The sequence below is a fragment of the Mesorhizobium sp. NZP2077 genome (genome assembly GCF_013170805.1).
In the GTDB taxonomy this organism is placed as follows: domain Bacteria; phylum Pseudomonadota; class Alphaproteobacteria; order Rhizobiales; family Rhizobiaceae; genus Mesorhizobium.
This window is the reverse complement of sequence record NZ_CP051293.1, coordinates 265,687-280,784: the sequence shown is the minus strand read 5'-3', so window position 1 is coordinate 280,784 and position 15,098 is coordinate 265,687. Positions and strand designations below refer to the sequence as shown.

Here is a 15,098-nt window from a genome sequence, read left to right as displayed (position 1 = left end):
AGGCTTTCGTCAAGCACTGTCTATTTTGAATACTTCCGCCCTGAGCCCTTGGCGGGCCGCGAAGCTCATCGCCTGGACCACGCCAGCCAGCGTGCCGCCAGGCGCCTGCGCAAGGAGGTGAAGCGGGTTCGCCTGTAGGCGTCGCCCGCCATCTTGATGCCTTGCGCCTGCGTCGGGAAGGGATGGATGACATCGGCCAGAGCGTGCAATCCCATGCCCGACCGGATAGCGAGCGTCACCGCATTGATCATCTCGCCGGCATGGCTGGCGACGACCGTCGCCCCGAGGATACGGTCGGATCCCTCCCGGACATGGATCTTGACGAACCCTTCCTCCTCGCCGTCCATCACGGCACGGGCGACATCATGCATCAGCACCGTATAGGTCTTGACCGGAATGCCGTTCTGCCGCGCCTCGATCGGATAGAGCCCGACATGGGCAATCTCCGGATCGGTATAGGTGCACCAGGGAACGACGAGTTCGCTGAGCCTTTCGCGCCCGCGAAACAGCGCATTGCGCACGACAATGCGCGCCGTCGCTTCGGCGGTACGGGTGAACTTGTATTCCAGGCACACGTCGCCCGCCGCGTAGATGTGTGGATTGGTGGTTCTCAGGTGATCGTCCACCTTGATGCCGTCGGCGTCATACGCCACCCCGGCGTCTTCCAGGCGGAGGCCATCGACATTGGGCGAACGGCCGACGCCGGTGATGATCTCGTCGACGGAAATCGTCGTCGTGTCGCCGTCCCGCATCAGGTCTGCGAGCTTCTTGCCGCCCTCTATCCGCACCGCCACCACCTCGGTGTTGAGGCGCACCTCGACCCCCTCGCGCGCCAGAGCGTCCGAAAGGATCTGCGCGGCGTCGCGTTCCTCGCCGGGCAGGAACATCGGATCGTTCTGCGCCAGGATGACTTTCGCGCCGAGCAGGCAGAAGGCCTGCGCCGTCTCGCAGCCAAGCGGCCCGCCGCCGATGACGAGTAGCCGCTCAGGGCATTTTGTGAGGTTGAACATGCTCTCATTGTCGAGATAGCCGGCCTCGGCAAGTCCTGGAATCTCAGGCCCACTCGGATGCGCGCCGGTCGCGACCACGGCCTTCTTGAAATGCAGCGTCTTGCCGGCGACCTCAACCGTATCCGGTCCGCCAAAGCGGGCTTCGCCGAAAAAGAGGTCGATGCCTTCCGAAGCGATGGCCGTGGCCGAATCGGCGCGGCTGAGCCGCTGGCGGATCTGCCGCATCCGCACCATGGCCCGCTCGAAGTCGACACGAAGGCGCTCCGGCGTGTCGCCGCCGAAATTCTCGGCGTCGCGCATGTCGGCATAGAGCCTGGCCGTGCGGATGATCGACTTCGACGGGACGCCGCCGACATTGACACAGGCACCGCCGATCAGCCCGCGCTCGATCAACGCGACCTTGGCGCCAAGGCTTGCGGCGTCACGCGCCGCGGTCAGCCCGGCCGGCCCGGCGCCGATGACGACGAGATTGTAGGGACCATCGGGGGTCGGGTTCTTCCAGCGCGGCGGATGCGCGGCCCGGATCAGCTCGACGTCATTGCGGTCGACGGGGAAGGCCTTTGTCCGTTCACGCGGCATCATAGGCCCCTGATGCGGAACCTGCCGGCTCGGATAGCCAGCCGCCGGTGAAGCCCGCTTTGCCCAGGCCGCGGCGGATGTGAGGATTGGATCGCATCAGCTGCCAGATCAGGCGCGAGCGGTGGTTCTCGATCATCATCACCACGATGCCCTGGTCCAGCCCGTAATGGCCTTCCGACACCCAGCCATTACGGCCGAATTTTCGCCGGTTGGCCAAGGTCGGATTGAAGCCGCTCGGCAGCCGGAAATTGTCGATAACCTCCGGATAACGCTCACCGAGATGGCGCATGGCGGCGAGGCAGATGTCAGGCGCGAAAGGCAGCGACGCCGGATAGGACCATGGCGCGATGGTGCCGTCATCCGGCCCGAAGGGCGCGCCGCGCGCCGCATAGCCGGAAAACCGGTGCCTCCGTCGCTCGACGCTGGCACGGAAGCCGCCCGGCCCGTCTCCCGCCGAAAGGCCCCAAAGGTTCTCGCCATAGCCGTCGAACCCATAGGGGTTGTGGCGGGCATAGTCGCGCTGCAGGTAGGTCGAGCGGCGGCTGTTTTCGAAATAGTCCGAATTCTTTTCGCGCATGAAGGCGTCGCGGATGCCGGCGAAATCGATCCAGGCATGCGAGAACTGGTGCATGAACAACGGCCCGCCATAGAGCACGTCATGGCCGTAGATGTTTTCCCACTGATAGGTCGCCGTCCAGGCTTCATAACTGTCGTCGGAGGTCGGGCGCTCGGGCGAGGCCATCGACAGCACGTAAAGGATGGTCGCTTCGTTGTAGCCTTCCCAGCCATAGTGCAGAAAACCGCTCTTCGGCTTCCAGCCTTGCCGCAAGGTCGGCGTGCTGCCTTGCGCCCATCGCCAGTCGACGCGCCGATAGAGCGCTTCGGCCAGTTGCCGGATTTCGGCTTCCTTCCCGTCCTCGCCGGAGAAATAGGCGGCGGCCACCAGTATGCCGGCCATCAGCAAGGCGGTGTCCACCATCGACAGTTCGCACCGCCAGACACGCAGGCCGGTGCGCATATCCAGGAAATGGTAGTAGAAACCCTTGTGGCCGGTGACGTCGTCACCACTGCCTTGCGGGCTGGCCGAGAAGAAACGCAGCGCCGCAAGGGTCAGTTCCACCGCGGCGGCGCGCGTCATCCAGCCGCGCTCGACGCCGATCGGATAACAGGACAGCGCGAAACCGACGACGGCGATGCTGGCCGGCGAATTCGGCCGCGACGTATCGGCGACCAGGCCGTTGTCGGGGTTCACAGTCTCGAGGAAATAATCGAAGGCCGCGCGCTGATAGCGGTCCAGAAGCTCGTCGTCGGACAGCGCGGCAAGATCTGCTTCAGGCAAGCGATGCAAACTCCAGCCTGTCGGTCATAGCGTCCGTCGATCGCGCGGTGCCGGTATCGCGGCCATGGACCATCGGCCGTGCCAAACTGTCTCGTCGTGTCATGGCTTTCCCGCAAATCCTGTTATGTCACCGCCCATTCAGACGTCAGCCACTATAAGCCTGTCCAGTTCCGATCGTTGCCTCGTCACGCGGAATTGTAGTCGCATACTCCAATGGGGGGATGCCTCGACCGGGCTCAATAGGTAGCGCGGCCGCCAGAAACGTCGAAGACGGCGGCGGTGGTGAACGAGCATTCTTCCGAGGCGATCCAGCAGATCAGCGCCGCCACCTCTTCGACCTCGCCGAAGCGCGCCATCGGTATCTTAGACAGCATGAAGTCAATGTGCTCCTGGCTCATCTGCTTGAAGATCGCGGTGCGCACGGCCGCCGGGGTCACGCAATTCACCGTCACCTTAGTCTTGGCCAGTTCCTTGCCGAGCGACTTGGTCAGGCCGATCACCGCCGCCTTCGACGTGCTGTAGGCGGAAGCATTGGGATTGCCTTCCTTGCCGGCGATCGAGGCGATGTTGACGATGCGGCCATAGTTGCGCTCGAGCATGTGCGGCACCAGCGCCTTGTTGCAGTAGAAAACGCCATTGATGTTGATGTCGATGACCTTCTGCCAATCCTCGGTCGAATAGGCCCATGTCGTCATGTTCGGCCCGGTGATCGCCGCGCTGGTGACCAGGATATCGACGCCGCCAAGGGCTTCGATTGTCCGTGCCGCGGCGCCTTCAACGCCGGCGGCATCGGCGACGTCGATGGCAACACCATGCAGGCCAGGGACGATAGTCTTGGCCTGTTCGATCTGGACCGGATCACGGTCCCAGACGCTGACACGCCCGCCTTCCTCGACGATCCTCTGCGCAACCGCCAGGCCGATGCCCGAAGCGCCGCCGGTGATGACCGCTGTCCGTTCGGCAAAGCGTCCCGCGAAGTTCGGCATATGGTCGTCCTCCCAATCGGTGGCGAATGTGAAGTCAACGGCAACCAAGTTCAAGGTTCGATTGGTGTCGCCGAACGGGATATTGGTAGGCCAGCAGGGGTGGCAGCTATCGGTGCTGAAAAAACTGCAGGAACAGCTCCCGCTCGGTGGTGATGTCGAGCTTTTCATAGATGCGTCGTCGATGGTTCTTGACGGTGCCGACGGTGATGCCGAGGCGCTCGGCGATGTTCGCCGTCGGATGGCCAGCGAGGATCAGTTGCACAAGTTCGCGCTCGCGCAGTGACAGTTCCGGCCACAGGCTTATCGGGATGGTCGGCTCTTGCCGCGGCGAGGCGCCGGGGCTGGTCGGTGCCGACGTGCGGAAGAACTCGCGTCCACGCGCTTTGATGTCGAGCGCGTGCAGCGCCTCGAACACCGGCAGCCGCTCGTCCAGCAGGGCGATCTCGCTGTCCTTGAATGAAGCGGTCGAGCGATCGAGGAAGATGCCCAGGCACCAGTCGCCGCCATCGGCCAGCATGATGCCGACCTCGTCGCAGATCTCCGACTGCGCCAGGAAGCCGGCTATATACTGGCCGCGCTTGGCTTCATCGTCGGCGAGCCGTTTCAGCGGCATGATGCCCAACCGGCGTTCGCGCCGCCACGAGGCATAGAACGGGTCGAAGACATAGTAGTTGTCGAGATAGAGCCGGACCATCTCGTCCGAAAAGCGCCGGTGCTTGACGAATTCCGGTGTCTGCGTCGCCGAATAGCGCGTCACGGTGACGAGGTCGTGCTCGATATCAGCGCCAATCAGGTCGATCAGGCAATCGACATGCCTGTCCGTGCCGGTGGCGGCGATCGCCTTGGCGAGCGGCGCCCAGAGATTGCCCATGCGCATGCCCTCTTCTCGGCGATCCCGGCCTGACCGTCATTGTGTCTTTAGGCATATGGCGCAAGGCCGCCCCTCGAATCTAGCCTCGCGTCATCCTAGACCCAATCTCGAGGCGACCGTGACCCAACCCAACCTCACCGCCCCCATCATCGGCAACCCAATCGTCATCGGTATCGACGCCGGCGGCACCATGACCGACACGATCCTTGTCGATCAGGACGGCCACTTCAAGATCGGCAAGTCGGCAACCACGCCGAAGAACGAAGCCGAAGGTTTCCTGGCCTCGGCCGAGGAGGCGGCGGACGCCTGGGGTATCTCGCTGGAGGCCCTCTTTTCCGGCGTCAACGTCGTGCTCTATTCCGGCACCGGCATGCTCAACACGCTGTTGTCGCGCACCGGCCGCCGGCTCGGCCTGATCACCACCAAAGGCCTGGAGGACATGATCCTGATGGGCCGCGGCCTGCAGGCCTGGGCCGACTATTCCTATGCCGACCGGCTTCATGCGGTCACCCATCACCATCCCGATCCGCTGGTGCCGCGCCGCCGCACCCATGGCGTCACCGAGCGCATCGACCAGTTCGGCGACATCGTGCTGCCGCTCTATGAGCATGAGGTCGCTGCCGCAGCCAAGAAGCTGATCGGCGACAAGGTCGAGGCAATCTGCATCATGACGATCTTCTCGCACGTCAATCCCGTGCACGAAAAGCGCATTGCCGAGATCTGCCGCGAGGAGATTGCAAAGGCCGGCGCCGACATCCTCGTCTACACCAGCCATGAGGTCCGCCCGGTCATCCGCGAACAGTCGCGGCTGAACTCGGTGCTGATCGAGGCCTATGCCACCTCGCGCGGCCGCAAGCAGCTCAAGGGCATCGAGGATGTCTCGAAGAAATACGGCTTCAAATATGGCGTGCAGACGCTGCTCTCCTTCGGCGGACTGACCTCGATCAACCATCCGCGCCTGCATGAAACCATGATCTCCGGCCCGATCGGCGGCATCCTTGGCGCGGCCTATGTCGGCAAGCTGATCGGCAACGATTCGCTGATCTGCTCGGACATGGGCGGAACTTCCTTCGACATGGGCGTCATCTCGCGCGGCCAGACGCGGATCGAGAACGAGCCGCTGATGGATCGCTTCAAGCTCAACGTACCGACACTGCATCTCGACACGATCGGCGCTGGTGCCGGCATGATCCTCAAGGTCGACCCGCTGACCAAGAAGGTCTCGCTCGGGCCGGAAAGCGCCGGCTCGGATCCCGGCCCGATCTGCTTCGACAAGGGCGGCACGGAACCCACCATCGCCGATTGCGACGCCATCCTCGGTCGCCTCAACCCGTATTATTTCCTCGGCGGCAAGGTTGTGCTGCAGGTCGAGAAGGCGCGCAAGGCGTTCGAGAAAAAGTGCTCCAGCATCCTTGGCGTCGGCGTCGAGGAGGCCGCCGAAGGCATGATCGACATGCTGGAGGCCGACGCCAACAACGCGCTGCGCCGCGTCATTTCGGGCCAGGGCATCCACCCCTCGGAATTCACATTGCTTTCCTATGGTGGCTCCGGCCCGCTGCATCTGGCCGGCTGCTCCAGGGGCATCGGCTTCAAGGACATCATCACCTTCCAGTTCGCCGCCGCTTTCTCGGCCTTCGGCTGCACCACCGCCGATTTCATGCGCCGCCACTCGGTGTCGACGCAGCACGACATCGGCGCTCGAGCAAGCGATGACGAACTGCTCGCCTTCGGCAACAAGGTCACCACAGTCTGGAACGACCTGACCAAAGCAGCGGTCGACGAGATGATCACCGACGGCCATATCAGAGACAAGATCAAGACCGTGCCGTTCCTGATGATGCGCTACACCGGCCAGCTCGAGGACGTCGAAGTCATGGCGCCGCTTGCGGAGGTCAATTCGGCCGACGACATGCGCAGGGTTATCGATGAATTCGAGGCGGTCTACGCCAAGGTCAACCACCGCGTCTCGCGCTATGGTGAAGCCGGCTTCACCATCACCGAGCTTGGCCTCATCGCCACCGCCGACAAGGTCAAGCCGGTGCTGCTCAAGCGGCCGCTCGGCAAGTCGGACCCGGCAGCCGCCCACAAGGGCGTGCGCGAGGCCTATATCGGCGGCCGCTGGCACAAGGCCAATCTCTACGAGATGGATCTCCTGCAGCCCGGCCATGAAGTGATCGGTCCGGCCATCATCGAACATCCCGCCACCACGCTCGTCGTTCATCCGCAGGACCGTGTCCATGTCGATGAATGGACGCTGCTGCACTACACCCACGCTTGAGAGGGCGATCGCCATGTTGGACAAACCTGCCTCGGCCCTGCGCCTTCGAGAAAGACTGCTCGATTCCGAGCGGCTGATGGAAGAGACCGGCTGCTATGACGGCATCACCGAACTCACGCTGCGCAACCAGGACCCGCTGAAATTCGAGACGTTGCATACCAAGCTGCGCGCCTACTGCGTCTCGGCCCGCGAAATGGCGCGTCGCATCTCGGCTTCGCCGGGGGTGCGCGAGGTCGGTGAAATGGTGGTCGCCATCTATACGCCCGAGGGCGACGCCATCGCGCTGTCCAACGGCATCATGGTGCACGTCCATACGATGAGCCGCTTCATCAAATGGATGATCAAGAACAACTACGAAGAAAACCCGAAGATCCGCGAAGGCGATATCTTCGCCAACAACGATGCCTTCATCGGCACCGTGCAGGTGCCTGACGTCATGGACGTGGTGCCGATCTTCCATGAAGGCACGTTGGTCGGCTGGGCCGGCGCTGTCTGCCACGAGCTGGAAGCCGGCGGCATCACGCCTGGCGGCGACGTCTGCCTGGCGCAGGAGCGCTTCACTGAAGGGCTTTTCGTCTGCGCCGAGAAGATCGGCGAGAACGACGAGATCCGCCGCGACTACGTCATTCGTTGCGAGCGCAATCTGCGCATGCCGATCTACTGGGTGCTCGACGAGAAGGCCAAGGTCGCCTCCTGCATGGACATGCGCGAAAGCGTCAAGCAGCTGATCTCGGAGATCGGCCTCGATTACTGGATGAAGGTGTCGAAGGAGTTCATCGAGGAGGGCCGTCGCGCCCAGCTCGCCCGCACCCGCCAGCTCACCGTGCCCGGCATCTATCGCGGCCACACCTTCTATGGCCACGTGACGGCGGGCAAACCCGGCTTCCAGCTGCTCGGCGATCCGGACTGGCTCTACAACATCCCGATCGAGATGGAGATCACCACCGACGGCAAGATCACCATGGACTTCGAGGGCACGCAGCCCTGGGGCTACCATTCGATGAACTGCACGCCGGCCGGCATGGATGGCGGCATGTTCGTCACCTTGACCCAGCACATGAATTTCGAAGGGCTGGTCAATGACGGCGCCTGGATGGCGACCGAGCTGAAACTGCCGCACGGCACCTGGACCAATCCCGACAACGAGATGGTGGCGACCGCCACCTCATGGGCGCTGCTGCTGCCGGCCTATGGCGTGTTCCAGCGGCTGTTGTCGCGCGGCTTCGTCGCGCGCGGTTTCGTCGAAGAGGCCTTCGTCGGCCAGGTCAACAGCCCGATGATCGAGATGGGCGGCGAGAGCCAGTACGGCACGCCATTCGGCATGGCGCATTTCGAATGCGCCGCCGCCGGCTCCGGCGCGCTGGCCATCGCCGACGGTCTCGACACCGCCTATGTCGGCTGGAACCCGGAATCCGACATGGGCAACATCGAGGTCTGGGAACAGTCGATGCCGATGGTCTATATCGGCCGCTCTATCGTTCCCAATTCGGGCGGCGCCGGCAAATATCGCGGCGGCTGTTCTTTCGTCTCTACCTGGCTGACCAACAAGACCTCGCATCTGCGGCTCCACACTTCGGAGCACTCTTCCAGAGTGTTCGACAATGGCGGCATGTGCGGCGGCTATCCCGCGCCGACCTGCCAGAAGCATCGCGCCGTGCGCAACTCCAACATCCACGAACTGGCGGCCAAGGGCCAACCGCTGGCACACGCGCCCGGCATCGACCCGCACGTCTCCGACTACGAGAAGAACATCGGCGGCGACCATGTCGTGGTCGAGGGCCCTTACATCACCGCGCCGCACAAGTCGGGCGACATCTTCAGCCATTCCTACAATGGCGGCGGCGGCTACGGTGACGTGCTGGAGCGCGATCCGATCAAGACAGCCTGGGACGTCGAGAACGGCTACCTCACCCGCGAAGCGGCGATCCAGATTTTCGGCATCGTTCTGAAGGACGACGCCGACGGCTATCCGGTTGCCGACATCGACGCCACGGTCGAACGCCGGGCCGCCATGCGCAAGGAGCGGCTGGCAAAGGCAATTCCCGTTTCAGACTGGATCGCCGCCGAGCGTGGCCGCGTCGAGAAGGCCGACTTCGCCCCCGAGGTGAAGAAAATGTACGCCAGCGCGATCAAGCTTTCCTCGCGTTTCACCAGGGATTTCAGCGATTTCTGGAACGTCGACGCCAAATCGATCTTCATCCCGGGAGCAAAGCCATGACCTCGTACAGCAAGGAAGTCCTTGCCGATCTGGCCGCCGGCCAGCTGCCCTGGCCGCAGACAAAGCGCATCATGAGCGCCTACAAGGACGATGACCGTTTCTTCAAGATGATCGCCGTCTACCAGGACCGCGTCGCCTGGAAGGACCCGATCCTGTTGCCGGTCTCGGATCATCTCTTCATCTGCCAGAGCGGCGATGAGCGGATCACCCGCTGCGAATGCGGCCATTCCTTCGGCGACTACCGCAAGAACTGGAAGCTCAAAGCCGCGATCATCGTGCGCAACACCGAGCAAGCGTTGCGCGAGATCTATCCGAACAGCGACATTCCCGACCCGCGGTGGATGGAGATACGCGAGTTCATCTGCCCGAAATGCGGCACCATGCACGAGGTGGAAGCGGCAGCCCCGGGCTACCCGATCGTGCATGATTTCGAACCCGACCTCGAAGGTTTCTACCGCGACTGGCTGGGCAAGCCACTTTAGGGAACTGATGTTGTGAACCGCGTCGCGGGCAAGGTAGCGTTCTTTGCCGGCACCAGCCTATGAATAGCGTGTCGGACGTTTCATCGGAGACTGGCCACATGACAAATCTTTCCGGCCGCAGCGCGATCGTCACCGGCGGGTTTTCCGGCATGGGCTTTGCTATTGCCACGGCCCTGGCGCAGGCCGGCGCCAATGTCGCCGTCGGCTCCTACATTGCCCCCGCCGGCACTGACAGGTCCGACGCCGCCTACTATCCCGGCGCCGACGAGATCGAGCGCGTGCGCGTGGCCCTGTCGGCCCATGGAACCAGGGTTCACGCCGCTCATCTCGATGTTCGCGACAGTGAGGTCACCAACCTTTTCGCCACCGAAGCCGAGGCGGCCATCGGTCCGGCCGACATACTGGTCAACGCCGCCGGCACCACCGCCGAGCAGCCGGTCTGCGGCCATTCCGATGCGCTTTGGGACAAGATCGTCGATACCAATCTCACAGGCGCCTTCCGAGCCACCCGTGCCGTGCTGCCCGCCATGATCGAGCGTGGCTGGGGCCGCATCGTCAACATCGGCTCCACCGCTGCCACCGTCGGCTGGAAGGATAACCCGGCCTATTGCGCTTCCAAGGCCGGCCTTCTCGGCCTGACCCGCTGCGTGGCCCTGGAAGGGGCCGCACACGGCGTCACCTGCGTCATGATCAGCCCGACCTGGGTCGAGACCGAACTGATGCGCCGCAATGTCGCGCAGGTCGTCGAGCGCGAGGGCAAGGGGCGGACGGCAGAAGAAGCGATGGCTGCGATTGCCAAGGGCAACCCGCAGCAGCGCATGCTGCAGCCGCAGGAGATAGCCGCTCTGGCGGTATTCCTATGCTCGGATCTGGCCAAGGGCATCACCATGGAAAACATACAGATCACCGGCGGAGCCCTGTGGTAGCGTTCCCGTAGCCTGATCCGGGCGGGCGTTCTGGGTGGGCTACCGGCTGATCTCTCCCCGTTCGCTAAAGCAATCCCACGAAAAGTGTGAACGGTTTCCCCACAGGAATTGCGTTAAAACAAGGAGTTAGAGCGGTTCGTCGTTTCCGTGAAACTGTGGGCTGCTCTGATGTAAGACAAGGTGACCGGATTTGCCATTGAGCATGCGGTGCGATAGGTTATATTGCACTGCACAATGGAGATGCCGTTTATTGCACGCCCCTGTTTGCGGATATGCCGGCTCGCGCATCGCTCACCGGCCCTGGGTCAAGTCGGCAGGACTCTGAGATGAAAATTCCAAAGTCCCTACTCGTCGATCCCGAGAAGAACTCGGTCTATGGCGCCTTTGCCGTTGCGGTGTCGATCTGGGCGTTCTCCTATTCCGTCATTTTCGGCCAAGTGCTGATCCTGGCTTACTATGCCGTCTGGCTTCCGCTCATCCTGCTCGACTACCGGCGCTTCCTGCGGCAGCTCTCCAGCTCCTGGCTGCCGCTACTGTTCGCGGCCTATGTCTGCTTCTCCGTCTTCTGGTCGCAGGCACCCGGCGTCACCGCCAGAACGGCGGTGCAGTACCTTTCCCACATTGCCTGTGCCTATGTAGCGGCGCGCACCGTCAGCGTGCGGACTCTGACGCTGGGCGCGCTGATCGGCATATTCGTCGTCATGCTCTACTCGCTCAAGGTAGGAGCCTATTCCGAGGACGTTCTCGACGGCAGCTATAATTTCGTCGGCGCTTTCGCCTCCAAGAACCAGATCGGTTTTGTCGCCTCGCTGGGTATCTATTTCAGCGTCGCATACCTTGCCTTTTATCGGCGCGGTCGGCTGAGCCTGATCTTGGCTTTGCCCGTCGTGATCTTGTCGGCGTATCTTCTGGCGCTCTCCCATTCCGCCACGTCGATGGCCTCGATACCTGCGGTGTTGGCGCTGGTGGCCCTTCTCGCCATCACCAAGCTGCTGCCGAGACGCTATCGCCGGGTCATTTTCGTCGTTGGCGCGGGCCTGCTGGTCGTGGCGGTCTTTGTCGCCCTTAATCTCGGTCTGATGGATTTTGTTCTCGGCATCTTCGGCAAGGATTCGACGCTGACGGGGCGGACTTATCTCTGGGACCAGGGCTGGAGCACCGCGCAGCGGTCACCGATCCTTGGTGTCGGCTATGCAGCCTACTGGGTGCAGGGCTTTGCCGAAGCCGAGCGGCTGTGGAACGAATTCTACATCACCTCGCGCACGGGCTTTCATTTCCATAACACCTATATCGAAGCCCTCGTCGAACTTGGCTTCGTTGGCGCGGTGATGATTTCGCTGATTATACTGCGCACGCTGGTCGGTCACGTCACCGCGGTGATCTTCAGGACATGGCAGATCGAGCCGGTGATCCTTGCAGGCATGATGGTGCTGTTGGTGATCCGGTCATTCGTCGAGGTCGATATCCTCAATCCCTACATCATGGGCTCGTTCTTGCTATATTACAGTCACTTCAGGCTGGCGCGCGTGCCTGTTACCCGCACGCGATGGGCGCGGGCCGGCTTCGTGGAGTCCGGTGGCGCGGAGAAGTCGGGATTGCCCGGCGGTTTCGACCAAGGCGCGTTGCGGCCTTGAGCGATAAGGATCAGGTACGGATGTAATCCGGGGATGCCACGACCTCGCGCAAGATCCGGGCAGGATTTCCTGCCACTAGGCTTCGCGCAGGAACGCTCTTGGTGACGACCGATCCGGCGCCAATGACGCTGTGGTCCCCAAGTTCGACACCGGGTAGAATGATGGAATTTCGACCGATCCATACATTGTCGCCGATGAGGACGGCTTTGGTCTTGACGCCCGAGCCTTCGTCGATCTCGTGATAGTTCGAATCCTGGATGACGACGCAATCGCCAATAAGACAGTTTTTCCCGATGCTCACGCGGAGCGCGGCATCGATCATGACGCCGCTGTTGATGAACGATCTCGAACCGATAGCCAGCTTGCCTTTGCCCGACACATGAAACCAAGAACGCGATCCGAAACCGCGAAATGAGACACGCGAGCCAATTTCTATTCCGCCTTTTCCGGCGATGTGAGGCGGCATTCCCAACACGGAAACCCGATCGGCAATCTTTATGCCTCTCACCCTCCAGACGAGCGTGAAGATCGAACCCTTCAAATATCTTCGAATGCGGTAGACGTTCACGACGCATCTCTTCGTTCGCCCGCGGCGGTCACACCGGCAGGATTATCAGCGAGGGTAATACGTGGTCTTCGATGGTCAGTGGGCTTGCGCCCCCCGCGAGAACTGTCTTCTTTCAAAACGCCTGCAACCGCTCGATGCTCTTTGTCGAAATCCCTACTGGCTGGCCAGCGGCGCCAGCTTGACCTTGATCACATCGCCGGGCAGCACCGGCGTCTCTTCCTTGGCGGCGATTTCGCTGGTCTTGCCCTCGACATTTCGCACCAGCGCGTAGAGAAGGGTGGGTTGCTGGTCGCCGGTGATGGCGGCCGTCGTCGCGGGATCGCTGGCCTGGGCGATCAGGCCCTTCTGCATATTCACCTTCAGCGCGGCCTCGTTCAGGTCAGCTTCGGTCTGCTGGCGGTCGGCGGCGAGGGTCGAGCTCAACGTGTTCTGGGCATCGATGGCGTCCTGCGTCGCTTTGCTGATCGCCTGCTTGGCGGTGAGGATGGCCGTCTCGTAGTCCAGAATCTTGCCCTGCAGGTCGGTGACGGACTGCTGCGAATCCAACAGCCGCGAATTGGCGACCAGGCCCTTCTGCGCCAGCGGACCGATGCTGGCGAGCTGCTGCTGCGCCAGGTCGACCTGCTTCTGCTGATTGACGATCTTCTTCTGCAGCGATTCGATTTCGGCCTGCAGGACACCCTTAAGATCGTCGAGCGCCTCGAGCTTCAGCTTCAGCGCCTTCTGGTCTGCCGTTAGGATCGTCATCTCGTCGGCTACGATGGTCGGCAGCCTCGGGTCGCCCTCGGCCTCCTTCGGCGCCTCGAAGCTCGCCTTGCCGGCCAGATCGGCATCGATGCGGGCGCGCCTAACGAGCAGCCGCACGCGCTGGTCGTCGGAGATATCGAAATTGCCCTTGGCCGTGACCAGGTCCTTGCCGAGCTGAGGCCCGTAGTCGGCGCTGCGCCTGATGCCGCCGGCGACGCTGATTGCTTTCAGCACCGTCAGATCGGGCACATAGGGAAACTGGCCGGGATTCTGCACTTCGCCCGAAATGTAGAACGGCCGGAATTGCGCCATTTCGACCGATGCTTCGGGCTTGTCCGACAAAGCGAGCTTGCGCTGTAGCGCCTCGCCGATCGCCGCCGCGACTTCGGCTGTGGTCTTGCCGGCCGCTGGCAACTCGCCGACGAAAGGCACCGACAGCGTTCCGCCCGGGCCGACCGTGTATTGGCCATTGACCGCTGTCCAGTCCCTGAACGTGCCTTCGACGGTCTGCCATTCGGCGATCCGGATGGTGAGCTTGTCCTGCGAGCCGAGATGGTATTCATCGGCCGTTGCGAGCTGGGGAAGAAAAGCAAGCGACACCGCAAGGCATGTGGCCATGAGCCGAGAGCGGCCGGAAAAGCGGCCACTGCCAAAGGCTTCGAACATGTCTGTTTTCAACTGAACGTTCCGATCCGTGTTAGCCCCATCGCCCGATGAGCTTGCCGCCGGATGCCGGCGGCCGGTCAGTAAGAGCCGCGTGACATCCAGACGGCCGGCACTGTCTTGATGATGATGCGCACGTCGCCGAAGAGCGACCAGTTCTCGACATAGTGGCGGTCGAAGGCGACGCGGCTGTCGTAGGAGACGTCGTTGCGGCCGCTGACCTGCCACAGGCCGGTCAGGCCGGGCCGCGACTTCAGATAGTAGACGGCGGCGCTGCCGTAGATTTCCAGCTCATCGCGCACCACCGGGCGAGGCCCGACAAGGCTCATATCGCCCTGCAGGATGTTGATGATCTGCGGCAGTTCGTCGAGGCTGAGCTTCCGCAACACCGCGCCGACACGGGTGACGCGCGGATCGTTCTTCAGCTTGCGGGTCGCTATCCATTCCGCGTTGGCGTCCGGATTGGTGGCGAGATAGGCGGCCAGCACCTTGTCGCCGTCCGGAACCATGGTGCGGAATTTCAGGCACGGAAAAATCCGTCCGCCGCGACCGATTCTCCGATGACCGTAGAAAATCGATCCACCGTCGGAAAACTTGACCAGCAACGCTATCATGACGAACAGCGGGCTGAGAGCGATCAGACCAGCCAGTGAACCGGCAATGTCGAAGCTGCGCTTGATGAGGCCGCCGATCGGCGGCGGAAAGTCGGTGTCAGGCTGCGAAAAGTCCGCCGTGGCCGACTTGGCAATATCCCTCATGCGGAAACTCCATGCGTTGAACGAATGGTTCACCACACG

At 62.5% G+C, this 15,098-nt stretch carries 12 protein-coding genes; 5 read left to right on the top strand and 7 right to left on the bottom strand.

Annotation, left to right across the window (positions count from 1 at the left end):
- Positions 1-65: 65 nt before the first annotated feature.
- The 4 genes from HGP13_RS01275 to HGP13_RS01260 form a co-directional block, all read right to left on the bottom strand.
- Positions 66-1,589 (bottom strand): mercuric reductase, encoded by a 1,524-nt coding sequence (locus HGP13_RS01275; RefSeq protein ID WP_172220433.1) that lies wholly within the window; start codon positions 1,587-1,589, stop codon positions 66-68.
- On the bottom strand, positions 1,579-2,928 hold the full coding sequence (locus tag HGP13_RS01270; protein ID WP_172220430.1) for a glucoamylase family protein: 1,350 nt from the start codon (positions 2,926-2,928) through the stop codon (positions 1,579-1,581). Before HGP13_RS01270 ends, HGP13_RS01275 begins: the two co-directional genes overlap by 11 nt.
- Before the next feature lie 236 nt (positions 2,929-3,164).
- Entirely contained in the window at positions 3,165-3,914 is a 750-nt protein-coding gene (locus HGP13_RS01265; RefSeq protein ID WP_172220427.1) for an SDR family NAD(P)-dependent oxidoreductase, read from the bottom strand.
- A 106-nt stretch (positions 3,915-4,020) separates the two neighbouring features.
- Positions 4,021-4,791, bottom strand: coding sequence for a LuxR C-terminal-related transcriptional regulator (locus HGP13_RS01260; RefSeq protein ID WP_172220424.1), 771 nt, complete (start codon positions 4,789-4,791; stop codon positions 4,021-4,023).
- A 142-nt stretch (positions 4,792-4,933) separates the two neighbouring features.
- On the opposite strand from HGP13_RS01260, the gene HGP13_RS01255 reads away from it, so the two are divergent.
- The 5 genes from HGP13_RS01255 to HGP13_RS01235 all read left to right on the top strand — a co-directional run bounded on the left by HGP13_RS01255 (position 4,934) and on the right by HGP13_RS01235 (position 12,323).
- Positions 4,934-7,063 (top strand): hydantoinase/oxoprolinase family protein, encoded by a 2,130-nt coding sequence (locus tag HGP13_RS01255; RefSeq protein ID WP_172234577.1) that lies wholly within the window; start codon positions 4,934-4,936, stop codon positions 7,061-7,063.
- A 13-nt stretch (positions 7,064-7,076) separates the two neighbouring features.
- Complete coding sequence (locus tag HGP13_RS01250) at positions 7,077-9,281, top strand: hydantoinase B/oxoprolinase family protein (RefSeq protein WP_172220421.1); 2,205 nt, start codon at positions 7,077-7,079, stop codon at positions 9,279-9,281.
- Positions 9,278-9,763 carry an acetone carboxylase subunit gamma gene (locus HGP13_RS01245; protein WP_172220418.1) on the top strand — a complete coding sequence of 162 codons (486 nt, stop codon included), beginning with the start codon at positions 9,278-9,280 and terminating at the stop codon, positions 9,761-9,763. The genes HGP13_RS01250 and HGP13_RS01245 overlap by 4 nt, the downstream gene beginning before the upstream one ends.
- Positions 9,764-9,861: 98 nt before the next feature.
- The gene (locus HGP13_RS01240) at positions 9,862-10,689 is read left to right on the top strand and encodes an SDR family NAD(P)-dependent oxidoreductase (RefSeq protein WP_172220414.1); all 828 of its coding nucleotides are present in this window, start codon (positions 9,862-9,864) and stop codon (positions 10,687-10,689) included.
- A 326-nt stretch (positions 10,690-11,015) separates the two neighbouring features.
- Positions 11,016-12,323, top strand: coding sequence for an O-antigen ligase (locus HGP13_RS01235; protein ID WP_172220410.1), 1,308 nt, complete (start codon positions 11,016-11,018; stop codon positions 12,321-12,323).
- Positions 12,324-12,333: 10 nt separating this feature from the next.
- Here the strand turns inward: HGP13_RS01235 and HGP13_RS01230 are convergent, their stop codons facing one another.
- From HGP13_RS01230 to HGP13_RS01220, 3 genes are all read right to left on the bottom strand, one after another.
- The gene (locus tag HGP13_RS01230) at positions 12,334-12,891 is read right to left on the bottom strand and encodes an acyltransferase (RefSeq protein ID WP_172220407.1); all 558 of its coding nucleotides are present in this window, start codon (positions 12,889-12,891) and stop codon (positions 12,334-12,336) included.
- Positions 12,892-13,044: 153 nt separating this feature from the next.
- Entirely contained in the window at positions 13,045-14,304 is a 1,260-nt protein-coding gene (locus tag HGP13_RS01225) for a polysaccharide biosynthesis/export family protein (protein WP_172220404.1), read from the bottom strand.
- A gap of 77 nt (positions 14,305-14,381) precedes the next feature.
- On the bottom strand, positions 14,382-15,059 hold the full coding sequence (locus HGP13_RS01220) for a sugar transferase (protein WP_172220400.1): 678 nt from the start codon (positions 15,057-15,059) through the stop codon (positions 14,382-14,384).
- Positions 15,060-15,098 lie beyond the last annotated feature (39 nt).